This is a genomic window from Variovorax boronicumulans, assembly GCF_030812215.1.
GTDB classification, from domain to species: Bacteria; Pseudomonadota; Gammaproteobacteria; order Burkholderiales; family Burkholderiaceae_C; genus Variovorax; species Variovorax boronicumulans_C.
The window spans coordinates 346109-362719 of record NZ_JAUSSG010000005.1 but is presented as its reverse complement, the minus strand read 5'-3'; the positions used below and the strand labels follow the sequence as shown (position 1 = coordinate 362719).

General features: G+C 68.4%; 15 protein-coding genes. 4 read left to right on the top strand and 11 right to left on the bottom strand.

Annotation, left to right across the window (positions count from 1 at the left end; translation table 11 throughout):
• Window positions 1-8 precede the first annotated feature (8 nt).
• The 3 genes from J2W23_RS16205 to J2W23_RS16195 form a co-directional block, all read right to left on the bottom strand.
• On the bottom strand, window positions 9-860 hold the full coding sequence (locus J2W23_RS16205; protein WP_307649443.1) for an ABC transporter ATP-binding protein: 852 nt from the start codon (window positions 858-860) through the stop codon (window positions 9-11).
• Window positions 857-2023 (bottom strand): MlaE family ABC transporter permease, encoded by a 1167-nt coding sequence (locus J2W23_RS16200; RefSeq protein WP_307649442.1) that lies wholly within the window; start codon window positions 2021-2023, stop codon window positions 857-859. Before J2W23_RS16200 ends, J2W23_RS16205 begins: the two co-directional genes overlap by 4 nt.
• A 133-nt stretch (window positions 2024-2156) precedes the next feature.
• Complete coding sequence (locus J2W23_RS16195; RefSeq protein WP_373423941.1) at window positions 2157-3065, bottom strand: LysR family transcriptional regulator; 909 nt, start codon at window positions 3063-3065, stop codon at window positions 2157-2159.
• Between the two features lie 86 nt (window positions 3066-3151).
• On the opposite strand from J2W23_RS16195, the gene J2W23_RS16190 reads away from it, so the two are divergent.
• Together J2W23_RS16190 and J2W23_RS16185 are read left to right on the top strand one after the other, a co-directional pair.
• Window positions 3152-4669 carry a CoA-acylating methylmalonate-semialdehyde dehydrogenase gene (locus J2W23_RS16190; RefSeq protein WP_373423940.1) on the top strand — a complete coding sequence of 506 codons (1518 nt, stop codon included), beginning with the start codon at window positions 3152-3154 and terminating at the stop codon, window positions 4667-4669.
• Between the two features lie 160 nt (window positions 4670-4829).
• Window positions 4830-6464, top strand: coding sequence for a GMC family oxidoreductase (locus J2W23_RS16185; RefSeq protein WP_176660659.1), 1635 nt, complete (start codon window positions 4830-4832; stop codon window positions 6462-6464).
• Between the two features lie 9 nt (window positions 6465-6473).
• Here J2W23_RS16185 and J2W23_RS16180 read toward each other — a convergent pair whose 3' ends face one another.
• The 7 genes from J2W23_RS16180 to J2W23_RS16150 form a co-directional block, all read right to left on the bottom strand.
• Window positions 6474-7541 (bottom strand): ABC transporter substrate-binding protein, encoded by a 1068-nt coding sequence (locus J2W23_RS16180; protein ID WP_307649439.1) that lies wholly within the window; start codon window positions 7539-7541, stop codon window positions 6474-6476.
• A gap of 12 nt (window positions 7542-7553) precedes the next feature.
• Entirely contained in the window at window positions 7554-8741 is a 1188-nt protein-coding gene (locus J2W23_RS16175) for an NAD(P)/FAD-dependent oxidoreductase (RefSeq protein ID WP_307649438.1), read from the bottom strand.
• On the bottom strand, window positions 8738-10150 hold the full coding sequence (locus J2W23_RS16170) for an FAD-dependent oxidoreductase (RefSeq protein ID WP_307649437.1): 1413 nt from the start codon (window positions 10148-10150) through the stop codon (window positions 8738-8740). The genes J2W23_RS16175 and J2W23_RS16170 overlap by 4 nt, the downstream gene beginning before the upstream one ends.
• Window positions 10147-10455, bottom strand: coding sequence for a (2Fe-2S)-binding protein (locus J2W23_RS16165; RefSeq protein ID WP_307649436.1), 309 nt, complete (start codon window positions 10453-10455; stop codon window positions 10147-10149). Before J2W23_RS16165 ends, J2W23_RS16170 begins: the two co-directional genes overlap by 4 nt.
• A complete protein-coding gene (locus J2W23_RS16160; RefSeq protein ID WP_307649435.1) occupies window positions 10456-11250 on the bottom strand; it encodes an ABC transporter permease in 795 nt (264 codons plus the stop codon).
• A gap of 90 nt (window positions 11251-11340) precedes the next feature.
• Window positions 11341-12201 (bottom strand): ABC transporter permease, encoded by an 861-nt coding sequence (locus J2W23_RS16155; RefSeq protein WP_176660665.1) that lies wholly within the window; start codon window positions 12199-12201, stop codon window positions 11341-11343.
• Window positions 12198-13268 carry an ABC transporter ATP-binding protein gene (locus tag J2W23_RS16150; RefSeq protein WP_307649434.1) on the bottom strand — a complete coding sequence of 357 codons (1071 nt, stop codon included), beginning with the start codon at window positions 13266-13268 and terminating at the stop codon, window positions 12198-12200. Before J2W23_RS16150 ends, J2W23_RS16155 begins: the two co-directional genes overlap by 4 nt.
• Before the next feature lie 206 nt (window positions 13269-13474).
• Here J2W23_RS16150 and J2W23_RS16145 point away from each other — a divergent pair, with 206 nt between their 5' ends.
• A complete protein-coding gene (locus J2W23_RS16145; protein WP_176660667.1) occupies window positions 13475-14353 on the top strand; it encodes an IclR family transcriptional regulator in 879 nt (292 codons plus the stop codon).
• Here the strand turns inward: J2W23_RS16145 and J2W23_RS16140 are convergent, their stop codons facing one another.
• Entirely contained in the window at window positions 14354-14854 is a 501-nt protein-coding gene (locus tag J2W23_RS16140; RefSeq protein WP_176660668.1) for a hypothetical protein, read from the bottom strand.
• A gap of 200 nt (window positions 14855-15054) precedes the next feature.
• Here J2W23_RS16140 and amaB point away from each other — a divergent pair, with 200 nt between their 5' ends.
• Window positions 15055-16593 carry an L-piperidine-6-carboxylate dehydrogenase gene (amaB, locus tag J2W23_RS16135; RefSeq protein ID WP_176660669.1) on the top strand — a complete coding sequence of 513 codons (1539 nt, stop codon included), beginning with the start codon at window positions 15055-15057 and terminating at the stop codon, window positions 16591-16593.
• Window positions 16594-16611: the final 18 nt, after the last annotated feature.

Sequence of the window (16611 nt, the reverse complement as noted above, 5' to 3'; positions counted from 1 at the left end):
GTGGCTACCTACCTTTCGGCGCGCGCGGCTTCGGGCCGCGGCGCGTGTTGTTCTGTGGCTGGCTTGTCATGCAGCGCCTCCAGGGCGCGCTGGCCGCGCCCTCCTAGAAAGTATTCGTGGATGAACGGATGCGGGTAGGCAATGACCTCGCGCGCCGTGCCGCTGACGATGACTTTCTGGTCGGCCAGCACCGCGATGCGGGTGCTCAGGTCGAACAGCGTGTCCAGGTCGTGCGTGACCATCACCACCGTCAGGCCCAGCTCGCGGTGCAGGCCGCGCAGCAAATTGCAGAAGCTGTCGGACGCCTCGGGGTCCAGGCCCGCGGTGGGTTCGTCCAGCAGCAGCAGCGGCGGATCCATGATGAGCGCGCGCGCCAGCGCCACGCGCTTGATCATGCCGCCCGACAGGTCCGACGGGCTCTTGTTCGCGTGCTGCGGCTCCAGCCCCACCATCTGCAGCTTCACGAGCGCCGCGTGGCGGATCAGCTCGTCGGGCAGCAGCTTCAGTTCGCGCAGTGGAAAGGCGATGTTCTCCAGCACGCTGAAGGCAGAGAACAGCGCGCCGTGCTGGAACAGCATGCCCACGTTGGCCGCGCCCGAGGCGCTGAGTTCGCCCGGCTCCTGGCCCAGCACCTCGACCACGCCCTGCGTCGGCTTTTCCAGCCCGAGGATCTGGCGCAGCAGCACCGTCTTGCCGGTGCCCGAGCCGCCCACCAGCGAGAGCACCTCGCCGCGGTCGATGTGCATGTCGAGATCGCGATGCACCACCTGCTCGCCATCGGCGCTCTTGAACACCGTCCAGAGCTTGCGGATGTCGACCACGGTGGCGTCGTTGCTGTTGTTGTTCACGGCGGTATTCATCCCCGGAATCCGATGCCTTTGAAAAGCACCGCGAACAGCGCGTCGACCAGGATCACCGCGGTGATCGATGTCACCACCGACGACGTCGTGCCGCGCCCGAGGCTCTCGGTGTTGGGCTTGACCTTCATGCCGAAGTAGCAGCCGATCAACGCGATCAGGATGCCGAACACCGCCGACTTGGCCATCGCGAGCCAGAGGTTCGCGATCGGCACCGCGCGCGGCAGCGCAGAAAGAAAGTAGGCCGGCGAAATATCGAGTGCCGCGTCGGCCGCGAGCATGCCGCCCAGCAGCGCCGCCATCGAGGTCCAGAGGCTGATGAGCGGCATCGCGATCGCCAGCGCCAGCACGCGCGGCATCACCAGGCGAAAGCCGTGCGGGATGCCCATGACGCGCATCGCATCGAGCTCCTCGGTCACCCGCATCACGCCGATCTGCGCGGTGATGGCCGAGCCCGATCGCCCGGCGATCAGCACCGCGGCCAGCACCGGCCCGAGCTCGCGCACCAGCGAGAGCCCGAGGATGTTCACCACGAAGGCTTCGGCGCCGTAGTTGCGAAGCTGCTGCGAGATCAGGTAGGCCAGCACCACGCCGATCAGGAGGCCGACCAGCGCCGTGATGTGCAGCGCCGTCGCGCCGAACTGATAGAGATGCCCCGAGAAATCGCGCCACGGCGCGCGGTGCGGTGCGCGGATCAGCCTGCCGACATCGAGCGCGAGCTGGCCGATGAGGCCGACGAAGTCGCGCATGACGTACATCGCGCGCGGCCCGTTGTGCGAGAAGGTGCGGATGCGGTCGGCCAGCGTCCTGGGCGGTTCATCCGGCGTGGCGACGGTGTATTGCGCCACCTGGTCGAGCACCGCCTTGTGCTGCGCCTCCATCTCCAGCGTGGCGGGCCATTCGTGGCGCCAGTGCTCCCACAGCAGCTGCGCGCCGATGTGGTCGAGCTGCACGATGGGGCGCAGGTCCCAGGCGCGGTCGTCCGCGGGAGGTGCCGCCGCCAGGCTTTTCGACAAGGCTTGCCACGCCGGGACCGACGACATGCCCAGCGCGGTCCAGCGGCCGGTGGCGACCGTCCATTGGCGGCCTTCCTGCTCCCGCTGCGCCACACGCGGCAACGCGCTGTCGGCGGCTTGGGCGTCGGCAGTCGGGGTGGCGGAAGGCATGGGACGGATGAGCAGAAAGTAAACAAATAACCGGGTTTGGGGGACGCGCGCATCGTAACCGGGTGCATCCTGCGCCCATGTGCTCCAGACCCCTCATTGGCGTAGGGCGGCGCGCCGTTTTTTCAGCTTTTCTTCAGTTCCAGGCCTTGGCCAGCGCATCCCAGGCGCTGGCGATCACCGGCTCGTCGCGCCGCGATGCGAGCGAGACAAAACGCAGCGCGCAATCGAGCTGCACCCGGTCGGCCATCGCGAGGCCGTGGGCCTGGCATTCGCGGATCGCGATCGAGTCGCGCACGAGGCTCAGGCCAATGCCCGACTTCAGCAGGTCGAGCATCGATGCCTCCTGGTCCACCATCGCCACCCGCCGCGGCGAAAGGCCGAGCGGCGCGAACACGCGCTCCAGCAGCCGGTGGTGCGCCGACTCGGGCGGCGTCGCGAGCCAGGGCAGGGCGGCCAGCGCCTTCCAGTCGCGACCCTGCACCTGCGGGCCCCAGCCGGCGGGCGCGACCACGCGGTAGGTGAAGCGGGTGAGGGTGCGGACCGACAGCGCCGGTGTTGTCGTTGTCTGGCCGTCTTCGCCCGGGTCGAGGTGAAAGCCCACGTCCAGGTCGCCGCGCAGCAGCTGCGCCAGCACGCTGCCGCTCATGCCGTGGCGCAGTTCGGTCTCGATCTGCGGCGCGGCCTCGACCAGCTCGCGCAGGAACACGCCCAGGCGCGTGAACTCGGGGTCGAGGATGGTGCCGATGCGCAGCGCCCCGCGCACCGTGCCCTGGAGCTTGCGCGCCGCCTGCTGCAGGTCGCCGACGGCGGCCAGCACCCGCTCGGCCTGCGGCAGCATCGCCGCGCCGTCGGCCGTGAGCGCGAGCCCGTGCGGCGTGCGCGTGAAGAGCACGAGCCCGGTTTCCTCGGCAAAGCGCTTGAGCTGCAGGCTCACCGCCGGCTGCGTGAGGTGCAGCCGTTCGGCGGCGCGGGAGACGTTGCCCTCCTTCGCTGCGAGAACGAAGGCGCGCAAAATCTGGAGGTCCATGGCGGCGGTAGTCATATAAGTCCGATTTATAAGCCCGTGGCGTCGAATTCATTGGCCTTTCCTTCGAGGAACAGGCCAAATTGCCCCCAAGGAGACCCATCATGTCCATGAATATCAGAAATATCGACCACCACATCGCCGGCCTGCCCGCCGCCAACACCTCGGGCCGCACGCAGGATGTGACGAATCCCGCCACGGGGGCCGTCACCGGCAAGGTCGGCCTCGCCGACGCGGCGCAGGTCTCGGCCGCCGTGGCCGCCGCCCAAGCCGCGTTCCCCGCCTGGGCCGACACGCCGCCGATCCGCCGGGCGCGCGTGATGTTCAAGTTCCTGCAGCTGCTCAACGAGCACAAGGACGAGCTCGCCCACCTCATCACCGCCGAGCACGGCAAGGTCTTCACCGACGCGCAGGGCGAGGTCTCGCGCGGCATCGACATCGTCGAATTCGCCTGCGGCATCCCGCAACTCCTCAAGGGCGACTTCACCGACCAGGTGAGCACCGGCATCGACAACTGGACGCTGCGCCAGCCCCTGGGCGTGGTCGCCGGCATCACGCCCTTCAACTTCCCGGTGATGGTGCCGATGTGGATGTTCCCGGTGGCCATTGCCGCGGGCAACACCTTCGTGCTCAAGCCCAGCCCGACCGATCCGAGCCCGTCGCTGCGCATCGCCGAGCTGTTCAAGGAAGCGGGCCTGCCCGATGGCGTGTTCAACGTCGTGCAGGGCGACAAGGCGGCGGTCGATGCGCTGATCGAGCACCCCGACGTCAAGGCCATCAGCTTCGTCGGCTCTACGCCGATCGCCAACTACATCTACGAAACCGGCGCCCGCCACGGCAAGCGCGTGCAGGCCCTGGGCGGTGCGAAGAACCACATGGTGGTCATGCCCGATGCGGACATCGACCAGACGGTGGATGCACTGATCGGCGCGGGCTACGGCTCGGCCGGCGAGCGCTGCATGGCGATCAGCGTCGCGGTGCTGGTGGGCGACGTGGCGGACAAGGTGATCCCCAAGCTCATCGAGCGCACGAAGACGCTCAAGGTGCTCAACGGCACCAACCTCGCGGCCGAGATGGGCCCGATCGTCACGCGCGCGGCGCACGAGCGCATCACCGGCTACATCGCGCAAGGCGAGAAGGAAGGCGCGAAGCTGCTGGTCGATGGCCGCGTGTTCGACGGCAACAAGGCCGGCGAAGGCTGCGGCGATGGTTTCTGGATGGGCGGCACCCTCTTCGACCACGTCACGCCCGAGATGCGCATCTACAAGGAAGAAATCTTCGGCCCGGTGCTCAGCTGCGTGCGCGTGGAGAACTTCAAGGACGCGGTGGACCTCATCAACGCCCACGAGTTCGGCAACGGCGTGAGCTGCTTCACCCGCGACGGCAACGTGGCGCGCGAGTTCAGCCGGCGCATCCAGGTGGGCATGGTGGGCATCAACGTGCCGATTCCGGTGCCGATGGCCTGGCACGGCTTCGGCGGCTGGAAGAAGAGCCTGTTCGGCGACATGCACGCGTACGGCGAAGAGGGCGTGCGCTTCTATACGAAGCAGAAGTCGATCATGCAGCGCTGGCCCGAGAGCATCGGCAAGGGCGCCGAGTTCGTCATGCCCACGGCAAAGTAAGCCCACCCCCGACTCTCGCGCACTTCGTGTCGCTCGCATCCTCCCTCGAGGGGGCGCTTCCGGCGGCCCGGCGGACCCGGTTCCGCGGGAGCGCTGGCAAGACGCATGTGCGGGGAGACATTGCGCGCCCGAGAAAAGAACAACCAGATTGGAGACACCGTTGAGCGACACCACCTTCGACTACATCATCATCGGCGCCGGCACGGCAGGCTCGCTCATCGCCAACCGCCTGAGCGCCGACAAGACCAAGCGCGTGCTGCTCATCGAGGCCGGCCGCAAGGACGACTACCACTGGATCCACATTCCGGTCGGTTACCTCTACTGCATCGGCAACCCGCGCACCGACTGGCTCTACAACACCGAGCCCGACGCGGGCCTCAACGGCCGCACGCTGCGCTATCCGCGCGGCAAGACGCTGGGCGGGTGCTCCAGCATCAACGGAATGATCTACATGCGCGGCCAGTCGCGCGACTACGACCAGTGGGCCGACCTCACCGGCGACGACGGCTGGCGCTGGCAGAACGTGCTGCCGGCCTTCAAGAAGCACGAGGACTTCTACCTCGGCGCCGACGAGATGCACGGCGCAGGCGGCGAGTGGCGCGTGGAGAAGCAGCGCCTGCGCTGGGACATCCTCGATGCGTTCGCTGAAGCCGCGGTGCAGGCCGGCGTGCCGCACACCACCGACTTCAACCGCGGCAGCAACGAGGGCGTGGGCTACTTCCAGGTCAACCAGAAGAACGGCTGGCGCTGGAACACGGCCAAGGCGTTCCTGCGGCCCACCTGCTACGGCCGGCCCAACTTCGAGTTGTGGACCGGCGCACAGGTCTCGCGCCTCCTGTTCGAGACGCAGGCCGACGGCACGAAGCGCTGCACCGGCGCCGAAGTGTGGAACGGCAGCGAGATGAGCACCGCGCATGCCGAGCGCGAGGTGATCCTCTCTGCGGGCGCCATCGGCTCGCCGCAGATCCTGCAGCTCTCGGGCGTCGGCCCGGCCGCGTTGCTGCAGCAGCACGGCATCGACGTGGTGCTCGATGCACCCGGCGTCGGCGCCAACCTGCAGGACCATCTGCAGATCCGCGCGGTCTACAAGATCGACGGCGCGCCCACGCTCAACGTGCTGGCGTCGTCGATGGTCGGCAAGGCGAAGATCGGCCTCGAATACCTGATGAAGCGCAGCGGCCCGATGAGCATGGCGCCGTCGCAGCTGGGCGCCTTCACGCGCAGCTCCGACGCCTACGAGTGGCCGAACCTCGAATACCATGTGCAGCCGCTGTCGCTCGATGCCTTCGGCGATCCGCTGCACAGCTTTCCGGCCTTCACCGCGAGCGTGTGCAACCTCAACCCGACCAGCCGGGGCTCGGTGCGCATCAAGAGCAAGCGCTTCGAAGATGCGCCCGCCATCGCGCCCAACTACCTGAGCACCGACGAAGACCGCAAGGTGGCGGCCGATTCGCTGCGCGTGACGCGCCGCATCGCCGCGCAGCCCGCGCTCGCCAAGTACAAGCCCCAGGAGTGGAAGCCCGGCGTGCAGTACCAGACCGACGAAGACCTCGCGCGCCTGGCCGGCGACATCGCGACCACCATCTTCCACCCGGTCGGCACCACGAAGATGGGTGCCGACAGCGACCCGATGGCGGTGCTCGATGCAAAGCTGCGCGTGCGCGGCATCCAGGGCCTGCGCGTGGTCGATGCGGGCGCGATGCCGACCATCACGAGCGGCAACACGAACAGCCCCACGCTGATGATGGCGGAGAAGGCCGCGGGCTGGATCGTTGAAGCCAACCGCGCGGCTTGAGGCCGGCGCCTACTTCTCGATCGTCTTGTTCCAGCGCGAATTCCACGCCGGCCGGTTCGCGTTGATGCTCTCCCAGTCGATGGTGATCGCGGTCTTCATCCACTTGTTGATGTCCGCCACCTGCGTCGCGCCTTCGCCCACGGCCGGCGCCTTCGGGTTGGTCGGGATCTGTGCGCCGTACTGAAGCACGTTGGCCTGCGCGAGCGGACTCAGCAAAAACTCGGCGAGCTTCTGCGACAGCTCGGGCTCGCTGTTGTTGGCGATCACGCACTGGCCCACCATCAGCACCACCGCGCCTTCCTTGGGCGGCGCGTACTCCACCGGAATGCCCTTGGCCTTGAGCGCAGCCACGGCCGTGGGCGTGAGCGGGAAGATCGCGGCCTCGCCCGTCTGCACCATCTCCGAGAGCTTGGCCGAGCTCGGGATGTACTCGAGCACGTTAGGGCCGACGGTGGTGGGCCAGGCCTTGAAGCCGGGCTCCACGTTCTTGTCGTTGCCACCCTGGATGCGGTTGAACATCAAAAAGCCGTGCAGCCCGAACGACGAGGACGACATCGACTGGAACACCACCTTGCCCTTGAACTTCGGATCGGCCAGGTCCATCCACGAGGTGGGTGCGGCCCAGCCCTTTTCCTTGAACATCTTGGCGTTGTAGGCGAGACCCGTCATGCCCAGGCTCACGCCGCTGGCCATGTCGTCCTTGAAGCGTGCGGCGGGGTAGATCTCGGCCAGCGACGGGTTGGGCTTCTGCTTCTGGCACAGGCCCATGCCGATGGCGCGCACCATGATCCCGTCGTCCAGGAACATCACGTGCATCTGCGGCTTGTCCTTGTTGGCCTGCGCCTTCGCGAGGATGTCGGACGAGGTGCCCGGCACCACCACCACCTTCGCGCCGTAGAGCTTCTCGAAGGCCGGGAACACGTACTGCGTGTACGCCTTCTCCATGGTGCCGCCGTTCATGCCGATGTAGAGCGTCTTGGTCTGCGCGCTCGCCGCGCCGCCGGCCGCGAGCAGCGAAACCGCCGCTGCCCCGAGCAGGGTCCGGCGAAGGGAAAAAGTCTTCTGGATACGGGACATGGTGGTTGCCTTTCAGGAGAGGGTGGGGACGGAAGTGAGAGGGGAGTGGGTCTGCTCTTCATCCGCGGCTTCCCCTTCTTCCTCAGGGAAGGCGCGGTCGACCGCGAACGCATCGATCGGCGTGCTGCTGCGGCCATCGCGCACCAGCTCGGCCAGCACCTCGCCGGCGGCCGGGCCGATCTGGAAGCCCGCGCCCGAGAAGCCGAAGCCATGGAACAGCCCGGGCGTGGTGCGGCTCGGGCCGAGCACCGGCTGGCGGTCGGGCATGTTGCCCTCGGTGCCGCTCCAGGTGCGGATGAAGTGCGCATGGCGCAGCGCGGGCAGCAGCTCGATGGCCTGCAGCGCGAGCGTGGCGATGGCGTCGCGGTCGACGCGGGCGCGGTCGGCATCGAGCGCATACCCACGGCCGCCACCGAGCACCAGGTTGCCGCGCGCCACCTGCCGGCCGTAGATGCCGCCGCCCTCGACACCGAGGCTCCAGACCATGAAGTGCGGCAGCGGCTCGGTCACCGCCATCACCGGGTGGCTCGCGCGCAGCGGCACCGCCTCGCCGAACTGGGCGGCGAGGGGGCCGGCCCATGCGCCCGCGCAGTTGAGCAGCATCGGCGCATGCACTTCGAGCGCATTGCCCGAGCGCAGCATGAACATCGCGCCGTCGTGCGCCACTTCGTCGACCTTGTGGCGCTCGAAGATCTGCGCGCCCGCGCGCTGCGCCGCGAGCGCGAAGGCGGGCGACACCAGACGCGGGTTGGCCTGGCCGTCTTCCACGCACAGCGAGCCGCCGACCGCACGCGGGCCGAGCCACGGGCAGCGTTCGCGCAGGCGGGCGGCGGAGATCAGTTCGAGCCCGAGGTCGAAGTCCAGGCTCTGCGCGCGGTAGCGCTCGAGCGAGGCCATGTCGGATTCGCTGCGCGCGATCTTGAAATGGCCCGAGCGCAGATACTCGCCGTCGGTGCCGAGCAGCGAGGGCAGGCGCCCCCAGATCTGGTGGGCGCGTTGCGCGAGCGGCAATTGGCTCAGCGGCCGCCCCTGGCGCCGCACGCCGCCGAAGTTGACGCCGCTGGAGCGCGAGCCGCAGAGGTCGCGCTCCAGCAGCGCGACGCCGATGCCCATCTGCCGCAGCGCGAGCGCAGCCGACGAGCCGACGATGCCGCCGCCGACGATGGCCACGTCGGTGCGCAGGGTTCGGAGCGAACTCATGCGCTCGCTCCTTCGCTGGCCGCGCGCACGGCGAGATGGATCGGGATCGGCTTGATCGGCGCCTGCCCGCGCAGCCGGCCCACCTGCTGCAGCGGCTGGCCCGTCGCATGCGCGAGGATTTCTGCCGCGGCCACGCCGCACATGCGGCCCTGGCAGCGGCCCATGCCGACGCGAGACAGCGCCTTCAGGCGGTTCATCTCGTCGGCGCCGTTGACGACAACGGTCTGGCGCAGCGTGCCGGCGGTGACGTTCTCGCAGCGGCAGATGACGAGGTCGTCGGGCGCGTTCGCGGCCCAGTCCTGCGGCAGCGGAAAGGCGCGCTCCAGTCCACGGCGGAAACCCGTCAGTCCTTCGAGCTTGCGTTCGAGCGCTTCGGCGCGCGCGGTGTCGATGGCCACGCCACGGTCCGCCAGCAGCGCGAGCGCGGCGCGCTCGCCCGCCCACTCGGCCGCATCGGCGCCCATGATGCCGGCGCCATCGCCCGCGAGGTAGACGCCTTCGACGCTGGCGCGGCCCGCCGCGTCGCGCACCGGCAGGTGGGCGCGGTGCATCGAAGCGAATTCGAAACGGCAGCCGAGCAGATCGGCGAGCTGGGTTTCGGAGCGCAGTGCGTAGCCAAAGCCGACGGCGTCGCAGTCGAGCGCGCGCTCCTCGCGGCCGTCGTGCCACGCAATGCCGGTGACACGCCGCGCCTCGTCGTCGCCGGTCACGCGCAGCGGCCGCACGCCGCTGTGCAGCGGCACGCCATGCGCGCGCAGCCATGCGACGAAGTACACGCCCTTCGCGAACACGGCGGGCTGGCGCAGCATCGCGGGCGTCGCGGCGATCTGGTCGGTGAGCCGCGCGGTGTCCAGCACGGCCGCAACCTTCGCGCCGGCCTTCGCGTATTGATACGCCACGAGATACAGCAACGGCCCCGTGCCCATGAACACCACGCGCTCGCCGATGGCGCAGCCCTGGAACTTGAGCGCGACCTGCGCGCCGCCGAGCGTGTAGACGCCAGGCAAGGTCCACCCAGGCACGGGCAGCACGCGGTCGGTCGCGCCGGTTGCGACGATCAGTGCGCCATGGGGCACGCGCGTGGTGGTGCGTGTCGGGTTGTGCAGCACGTCGAGCACGCCGGCCTGTGCATTCCACACCAGGCTGTCGGGGCGGTAGTCGATGCGATCGCGCAGCGCGTCGAAAGCTTCGTGCACCGCGTTCGCACGCGAGGCCTCGAAGCCGTAGAGCGTGGCCGCGGTGCGCTGGATGAAGTTGGCGGGTGGCCGGCGGTAGATCTGTCCGCCGGCACGCGAGGACTCGTCGATCACGACGGGGCGCAGTCCATGTGCAACCAGCGCCTCTGCCGCGCGCACACCGGCCGGCCCGGCGCCGACGATCACGGGTTGAAGCTCGGCATTCGTCGTCATGCGCCGCTCCGTCCGGTGACCAGTTCCATCCCCGGCGCGATGAAGGTCGAGCAGGCACGCAGGCGCTCGCCTTCGGCGGTGGCGATCCAGCAGTCCTGGCAGGCGCCCATCATGCAGAAGCCGGCGCGCGGCATGTCGCTGAATTCGTTGCGGCGGAGTTGGCTGCCTTGCGTGAGTACGGCGGTGAGCACCGTGTCGCCGGCCAATGCAGAAGCGGGCTCACCGTCGAGCGTGAAGGGCACGGCGACACGGCCGGTCTCGGCCACGCGATGCAGCAATGCGTGGTTTGTTGCGTTCGATGCCATCTACTTGCGCCCCACCAGCACGCGGTCCAGCCCGTAGAGCCGGTCGAGGATCACCATCGCCACCGCGGTCACCGCCACCATCAGCGCCGACACCGCGGCCATCAGCGGATCGATCGACTCGGTCGCATACATGTACATGCGCACCGGCAGCGTCACCGTGCTCGGCGAGGTCACGAAGATCGACATCGTCACTTCGTCGAAGCTGTTGATGAAAGCGAGCATCCAGCCACCGGTCACGCCCGGCAGGATCATCGGCAGCGTGATGCGCCGGAACACCGTCGCCTGGCTCGCGCCCAGCGAAAGCGCGGCCTGCTCGGCGCTGCGGTCGAAGCCCACGAGCGCCGCCACCACCAGGCGCAGCGTGTAGGGCGTGACGATGAGCGCATGCGCCATCACCAGCCAGCCGAAGCTGCCCGTGCCACCCACCAGCGCGAACAGGCGCAAGAGCGCCACGCCCAGCACCAGGTGCGGAATGATCAGCGGCGAGAGAAAGAGGCCATTCAAGAAATCGCGCCCCGGAAACTCGTAGCGCGTGATCGCCATGCCCGCCGGCACCGCCAGCAGCGTGGCGATGGTGGCCGAGGCCAGCGCGAGCCACAGGCTGTTCCAGAACGACTGCATGAAGTCCGGGTGCGCGAACACCGCGGCGAACCAGCGCAGCGAGAAGCTGGTGGTCGGAATAGTCAGCGTGTTCTCGGGCGTGAACGCGACGATGCACACCACCAGCAGCGGCGCCAGCATGAAGGTGATGACGAGCGCGTTGAACGCGAGGGCGAAGGGGCCGTTCTTGCTCATGCCGAGGCCTCCCGCCGGGCCGCCCCAAGGGAGGCCTGCGCCCCCTCGGGGGGCAGCGAATACACGAAGTGATGGAGCGTGGGGGTCATTTCAGCCCAGCGCTTTCTTGTAGCGGCCTTCGACGAGGCGGTTGTAGCTCAGCATCACGATGAGGTTCGCGGCGAGCAGCGTGAGTGCGATGGCGGCACCGAGCGGCCAATTGAGCTCGCTCAGGTACTCGTCGTAGACGACCGTCGCGACCATCTTCAGTCGACGCCCGCCGAGCAGCCCGGGAATCGCGAACGAACTCGCGGCCAGGCCGAACACGATCAGGCTGCCGGAAAGAATGCCCGGCATCACCTGCGGCAGCACGATGCGCCGCAGCGTGGTGAACGGCGAGGCCTTGAGCGAGAGCGCCGCGTTCTCGACACCCGGGTCCAGCTTCTGCAGCGAGGTCCATACCGGGATCACCATGAACGGCAGCATCACGTGCACCAGCGCGACGATCACCGCGATCTCGGTGTAGAGCATCTTCACCGGCCCGATGCCCACGAGGCCCAGCAGCGAATTGACCGCGCCCTCGGGGCCGAGCAGCATGCTCCAGCCGAAGGCGCGCACCACCACCGACACCAGCAGCGGCGCGAGCACCACCAGCAACAGGATCGAGCGCCACGGGTTGCGCATGCGGCTGAGCACATAGGCCTCGGGCGCGCCGATGACCACGCAGATCAAGGTGACCAGCGCCGAGATCCAGAAGGTGCGCCAGAAGATGCCGTGGTAGTACGAGTCGGTGAACACGTGCGCGTAGTGTTCCAGCGTGAACTCGCCCGCCTTCGGCCCGGTGGCTGGGTCGTACACGTTGAACGACAGCACCGCGGTGAGCAGCAGCGGCACCAGCAGCAGCGCGGTGAAGAGAAGCAGGGCGGGGCCCGACAGCCACCATGGCGCGGCCTTGTTTCGGATGCCGCTCATGCCGCGACCGCCTCCTCGGCCGGCAGCAGCCGCGTGCAGTGCGCGGGCCAGTCGATGCCCACGGCGTTGCCTTCGTCCAGCGCCTCGCGGCCGTCGTTGGGGCTCAACACCATCAGGTCACCGGCGGGCGTGTTCACGCGGTAGAGCCACTGGCTGCCGAGGAAGAAGCGTTCCTGCACCGTGCCGTCGAGCCGGCCGCGGCCGGCCATGACGAGCTGGAGCTTTTCGGGCCGCACGCTCATGAGCACCGCGGCGCCGGTCTTGAAACCGTCGTCATCGACCTGCACCGCGAGCGGGCCGACCTCGACCTTGCAGCTGCCGGTGCCGCAGGCCGTCACGCGCCCGTTCAGCAGGTTGGCCTTGCCCACGAAGGTGGAGATGAAGCGCGTGCTCGGATGCTCGTACACGCGGTGCGGATGATCGATCTGCGTGGCGCAGCCGCCTTCCATGACCACCACGCGGTCGCTGATCGACATGGCCTCGCTCTGGTCGTGCGTGACCATCACCGTGGTGGTGCCGACCTTGCGCTGGATCTGGCGCAGCTCGAACTGCATCTCCTCGCGCAGCTTGGCGTCCAGGTTGGAGAGCGGTTCGTCGAGCAGCAGCACCGGCGGCTCGATCACCAGCGCGCGGGCGAGCGCCACGCGCTGCCGCTGGCCGCCCGAGAGTTCGCGCGGATAACGCGTGGCGTGCATCTCCAGATGCACCAGCGCCAGTGCCTGCTTCACGCGGTCGGCGCGCTCGGCCTTCGGCATCTTGCGCATCTCCAGGCCGAAGCTCACGTTGTCGGCCACCGTCATGTGCGGAAAGAGCGCGTAGCTCTGGAACACGATGCCCAGGCCGCGCGTGTTGGCCTTGGCATTCGTGATGTCCTTGCCCGCGAGTTCGATGCGGCCGCTGGAGACCGCCTCGAAGCCCGCAATCATCTGCAGCGTCGTGGTCTTGCCGCAGCCCGAGGGGCCGAGCAGCGACACGAACTCGCCCTTTTCGACGCTGAGGTTCATCGCCGACACCGCGCGGGTGCTGCCGTAGAACTTGGTCACGTCGGTAAGCCGTAGGAATGACATGGAAACGCCTTTCGTGGGGGCAGGAAAGATGGCGTGCGACACCTTGGTGCAGGCCATGGACTGCTGGGTACTTTCGATTCACTCTATTGCAACGATTGCGCCAGAACGCCTCGGGTATTCCACTAATCAGAATCTTTCTGCGATTTATTCCATTCATTGGAATATCATCGACAAAATCGACCCAAAGAATTCCACGGGAGCAAGGTATGGAAAGCACTTCGGAGGCGGCCTCGGCGTCGCCCGCGTCCAGCGGCGGCGTGCCGCGCGTCTTTTCGGTGATCCGCGCGCTCGGCGCGGTGCAGGCCGAGGGCGGTCGCGTGACCCAGATCGCACGTTCCGTGGGCCTCACGCAAGCCACCACGCACCGTTTGCTGCAGGCGCTCATGGCCGAGGGCATGGTCGAGCAGGACGAGCGCACCAAGCTCTATCGCCTCGGCATCGATTTCTTTGCGCTCGCGGCGAGCGCGGGCAACCCCGGCGACCTGCGCTCGATTTGCCGGCCGGTACTGCTGCGGCTGTGCGCGAGCCTGGGCGACAGCATCTTCCTGTTGGCGCGCAGCGGCTTCGACGCCATCTGCCTGGACCGCAGCGAGGGGCCGTTTCCCATCCGCTCGTTCACCGGCGACATCGGCGGGCGCATCGCACTGGGCGTGGGGCAGGGCGCGCTGGCGATCCTCGCGTTCCTGCCGGAGGCGGAGCGCGAAGAGGTGATCCGCTTCAATCTCTCGCGGGTGCGCGAGTACGGCGTGTACGACGAGGTCTATCTGCGCACCGAAATCGAGCGCGTGCGGCAGGCCGGCTACGCAGGCCGCAACACCGGGCTGCTCGAAGGCATGGCGGGCGTGGCGGTGCCCATCCTCGACCGTGAAGGGCGCGCGGTGGCCGCGCTGAGCGTCGGCACGATTGCCGACCGGCTCAATGCGGACCGCATGCCGACGGTGGTGGAGTTGCTCAAGCGGGAAGCCGCCGCCATCGGACCGAAGATCAATCCCTTCGATGCGACGCTCAGGCGGCCGGCGCAGAGCCTGGCGGGCTCGCCGGGCGGGCAGAAGATCTCGCTGCCCGAGGCGCCCGGCCCGGACTGATCACTTCAGCTTGCGGTCTTCGCTCTTGGCCTCTGCCATGGCCTCGGGCTCCAGCTCCTCGGCGTAGCGGTTCAGGCGGATGAAGAGGCCCCAGCCTGCCATCAGCAGGCCCACGGCACCGAGCATGGCGGCGGCGTGCAGCATCAACTCGGGCGCTTCGCGCGCCTTGAAGGTCGCGACCAACCCTTCGACCGCGACGGCCACCACGATCACCACCATGAAGCGCGAGAGGAACCGGCGCACGCGCGTGGGTGCGCCGATGTGCGCGTCGCGCACCACCTCTTCTTCGAGCACGGTCTGCGAGATCTGCAGCGCCACGACGCCGGCTGCGAGCAGGCCCACCGCTTCGATGATCGCCTCGGCCGCCGGAAGGTCCAGGCCCTGCATCACGGCGCCCCAGCCCGCACGCGCCGCGATCACGACCAGCACGAGCGAGGCGACCGCGAACGCGAGTGCCATCAGTGCGTGGATCGCGGCGTAGAGGGCGTGGATGACTTTCATCGCGCGAATCTTGGGCGCGGGGCGGCGGGTTGCGCGTAGGCGCGCACCGCGTCGCGCGGGGAGCAGGCGCCGAGTTCATTCCGCAAACGCATCAAGTCCTTCCTTTTTTTCACTAGGCAAGCGCGCGGGATTCGCAGATATTGGCCGCATTTCCCCGGCCTCCTGTTGTCTTTCTTCTCCCTCCTTCCCGGAGCGCGCCCATGTCTGAAGCCCAAGCCACCCTTTCTGTCCCCACCGAAGTCGAACAATTGCTGCAGCGCCTGGGCGTGCCCCGCGCCGCCTACACCGGCGGCGAGCTGACGGTGCGCTCGCCGGTCAGCGGCGAGGTGATCGCAGAGGTGCCGCAGACCACGGCCGTGGAAGCCACCGGCGCGATCGGCCGGGCGCACGAGGCCTTCAAGGCCTGGCGCAATGTGCCGGCGCCGCGGCGCGGCGAGCTGGTGCGTCTCCTGGGCGAAGAGCTGCGCGCCGCCAAGCGCGACCTCGGACGCCTCGTCACGCTGGAGGCCGGCAAGATCCCGTCCGAAGGCGCGGGCGAGGTGCAGGAAATGATCGACATCTGCGACTTCGCGGTCGGCCTCTCGCGCCAGCTCTACGGCCTCACGCTGGCCACCGAGCGCGCCGAGCACCGGATGATGGAAACCTGGCATCCGCTGGGCGTCTGCGGCGTGATCTCGGCCTTCAACTTCCCCGTGGCCGTGTGGTCGTGGAATGCGGCACTCGCGCTCGTGTGCGGCGACTCGGTGGTGTGGAAGCCGTCCGAGAAAACACCGCTCACCGCACTGGCCGTGCACGCCATCGCCGAACGCGCCATCGCCCGTTTCGGCGACGCGCCCGAAGGCCTGCTGGGTCTCTTGCTGGGCCAGCGCGACATCGGCGAAGTGCTGGTGGACGACCATCGCGTGCCGATCCTCTCGGCGACCGGCTCCACGGCGATGGGTCGGCAGGTCGGGCCCAAGCTGGCCGCGCGCTTCGCTCGCGCGATTCTCGAACTCGGCGGCAACAACGCCGCCATCGTCACGCCCTCGGCCGACCTCGATCTCACGCTGCGTGGCATCGCCTTCGCAGCCATGGGCACGGCCGGCCAGCGCTGCACGACGCTGCGGCGCCTGTTCGTGCACGACAGCGTGTACGACCAGCTCGTGCCCAAGCTCGCGAAGGTCTACGGCAATGTGCAGGTGGGCGATCCGCGCGAGGCCGGCACGCTGGTCGGTCCGCTGATCGACCGCGCGGCCTTCGAGGGCATGCAGAAGGCCCTGAGCGAAAGCCGCGAGATCGGCGCGAAGGTGCATGGCGGCAGCCGCGTGGATGGCATCGGCACGCAGGACGCCTACTACGTGCGGCCCGCGCTGGTGGAACTGAAGTCGCACGACGGCCCGGTGCTGCGCGAGACCTTCGCGCCCATCCTCTACGTGGTGCGCTACAGCACGCTGGACGAAGCCATCGAATGGCACAACGCGGTGGGCGCGGGCCTGTCGTCGTCGATCTTCACGCTCAACGTGCGCGAGGCCGAGCGCTTCATGTCCAGCGCGGGGTCGGACTGCGGCATCGCCAACGTCAACATCGGCCCGAGCGGTGCCGAGATCGGCGGCGCCTTCGGCGGCGAGAAGGAAACCGGCGGCGGGCGTGAAGCGGGCTCCGACAGCTGGAAGGCGTACATGCGCCGTGCGACCAACACCATCAACTACTCGACGGCATTGCCTCTGGCGCAAGGCGTGACCTTCGACATCGGCGACTGATCGACCCCGGCCCGTTGT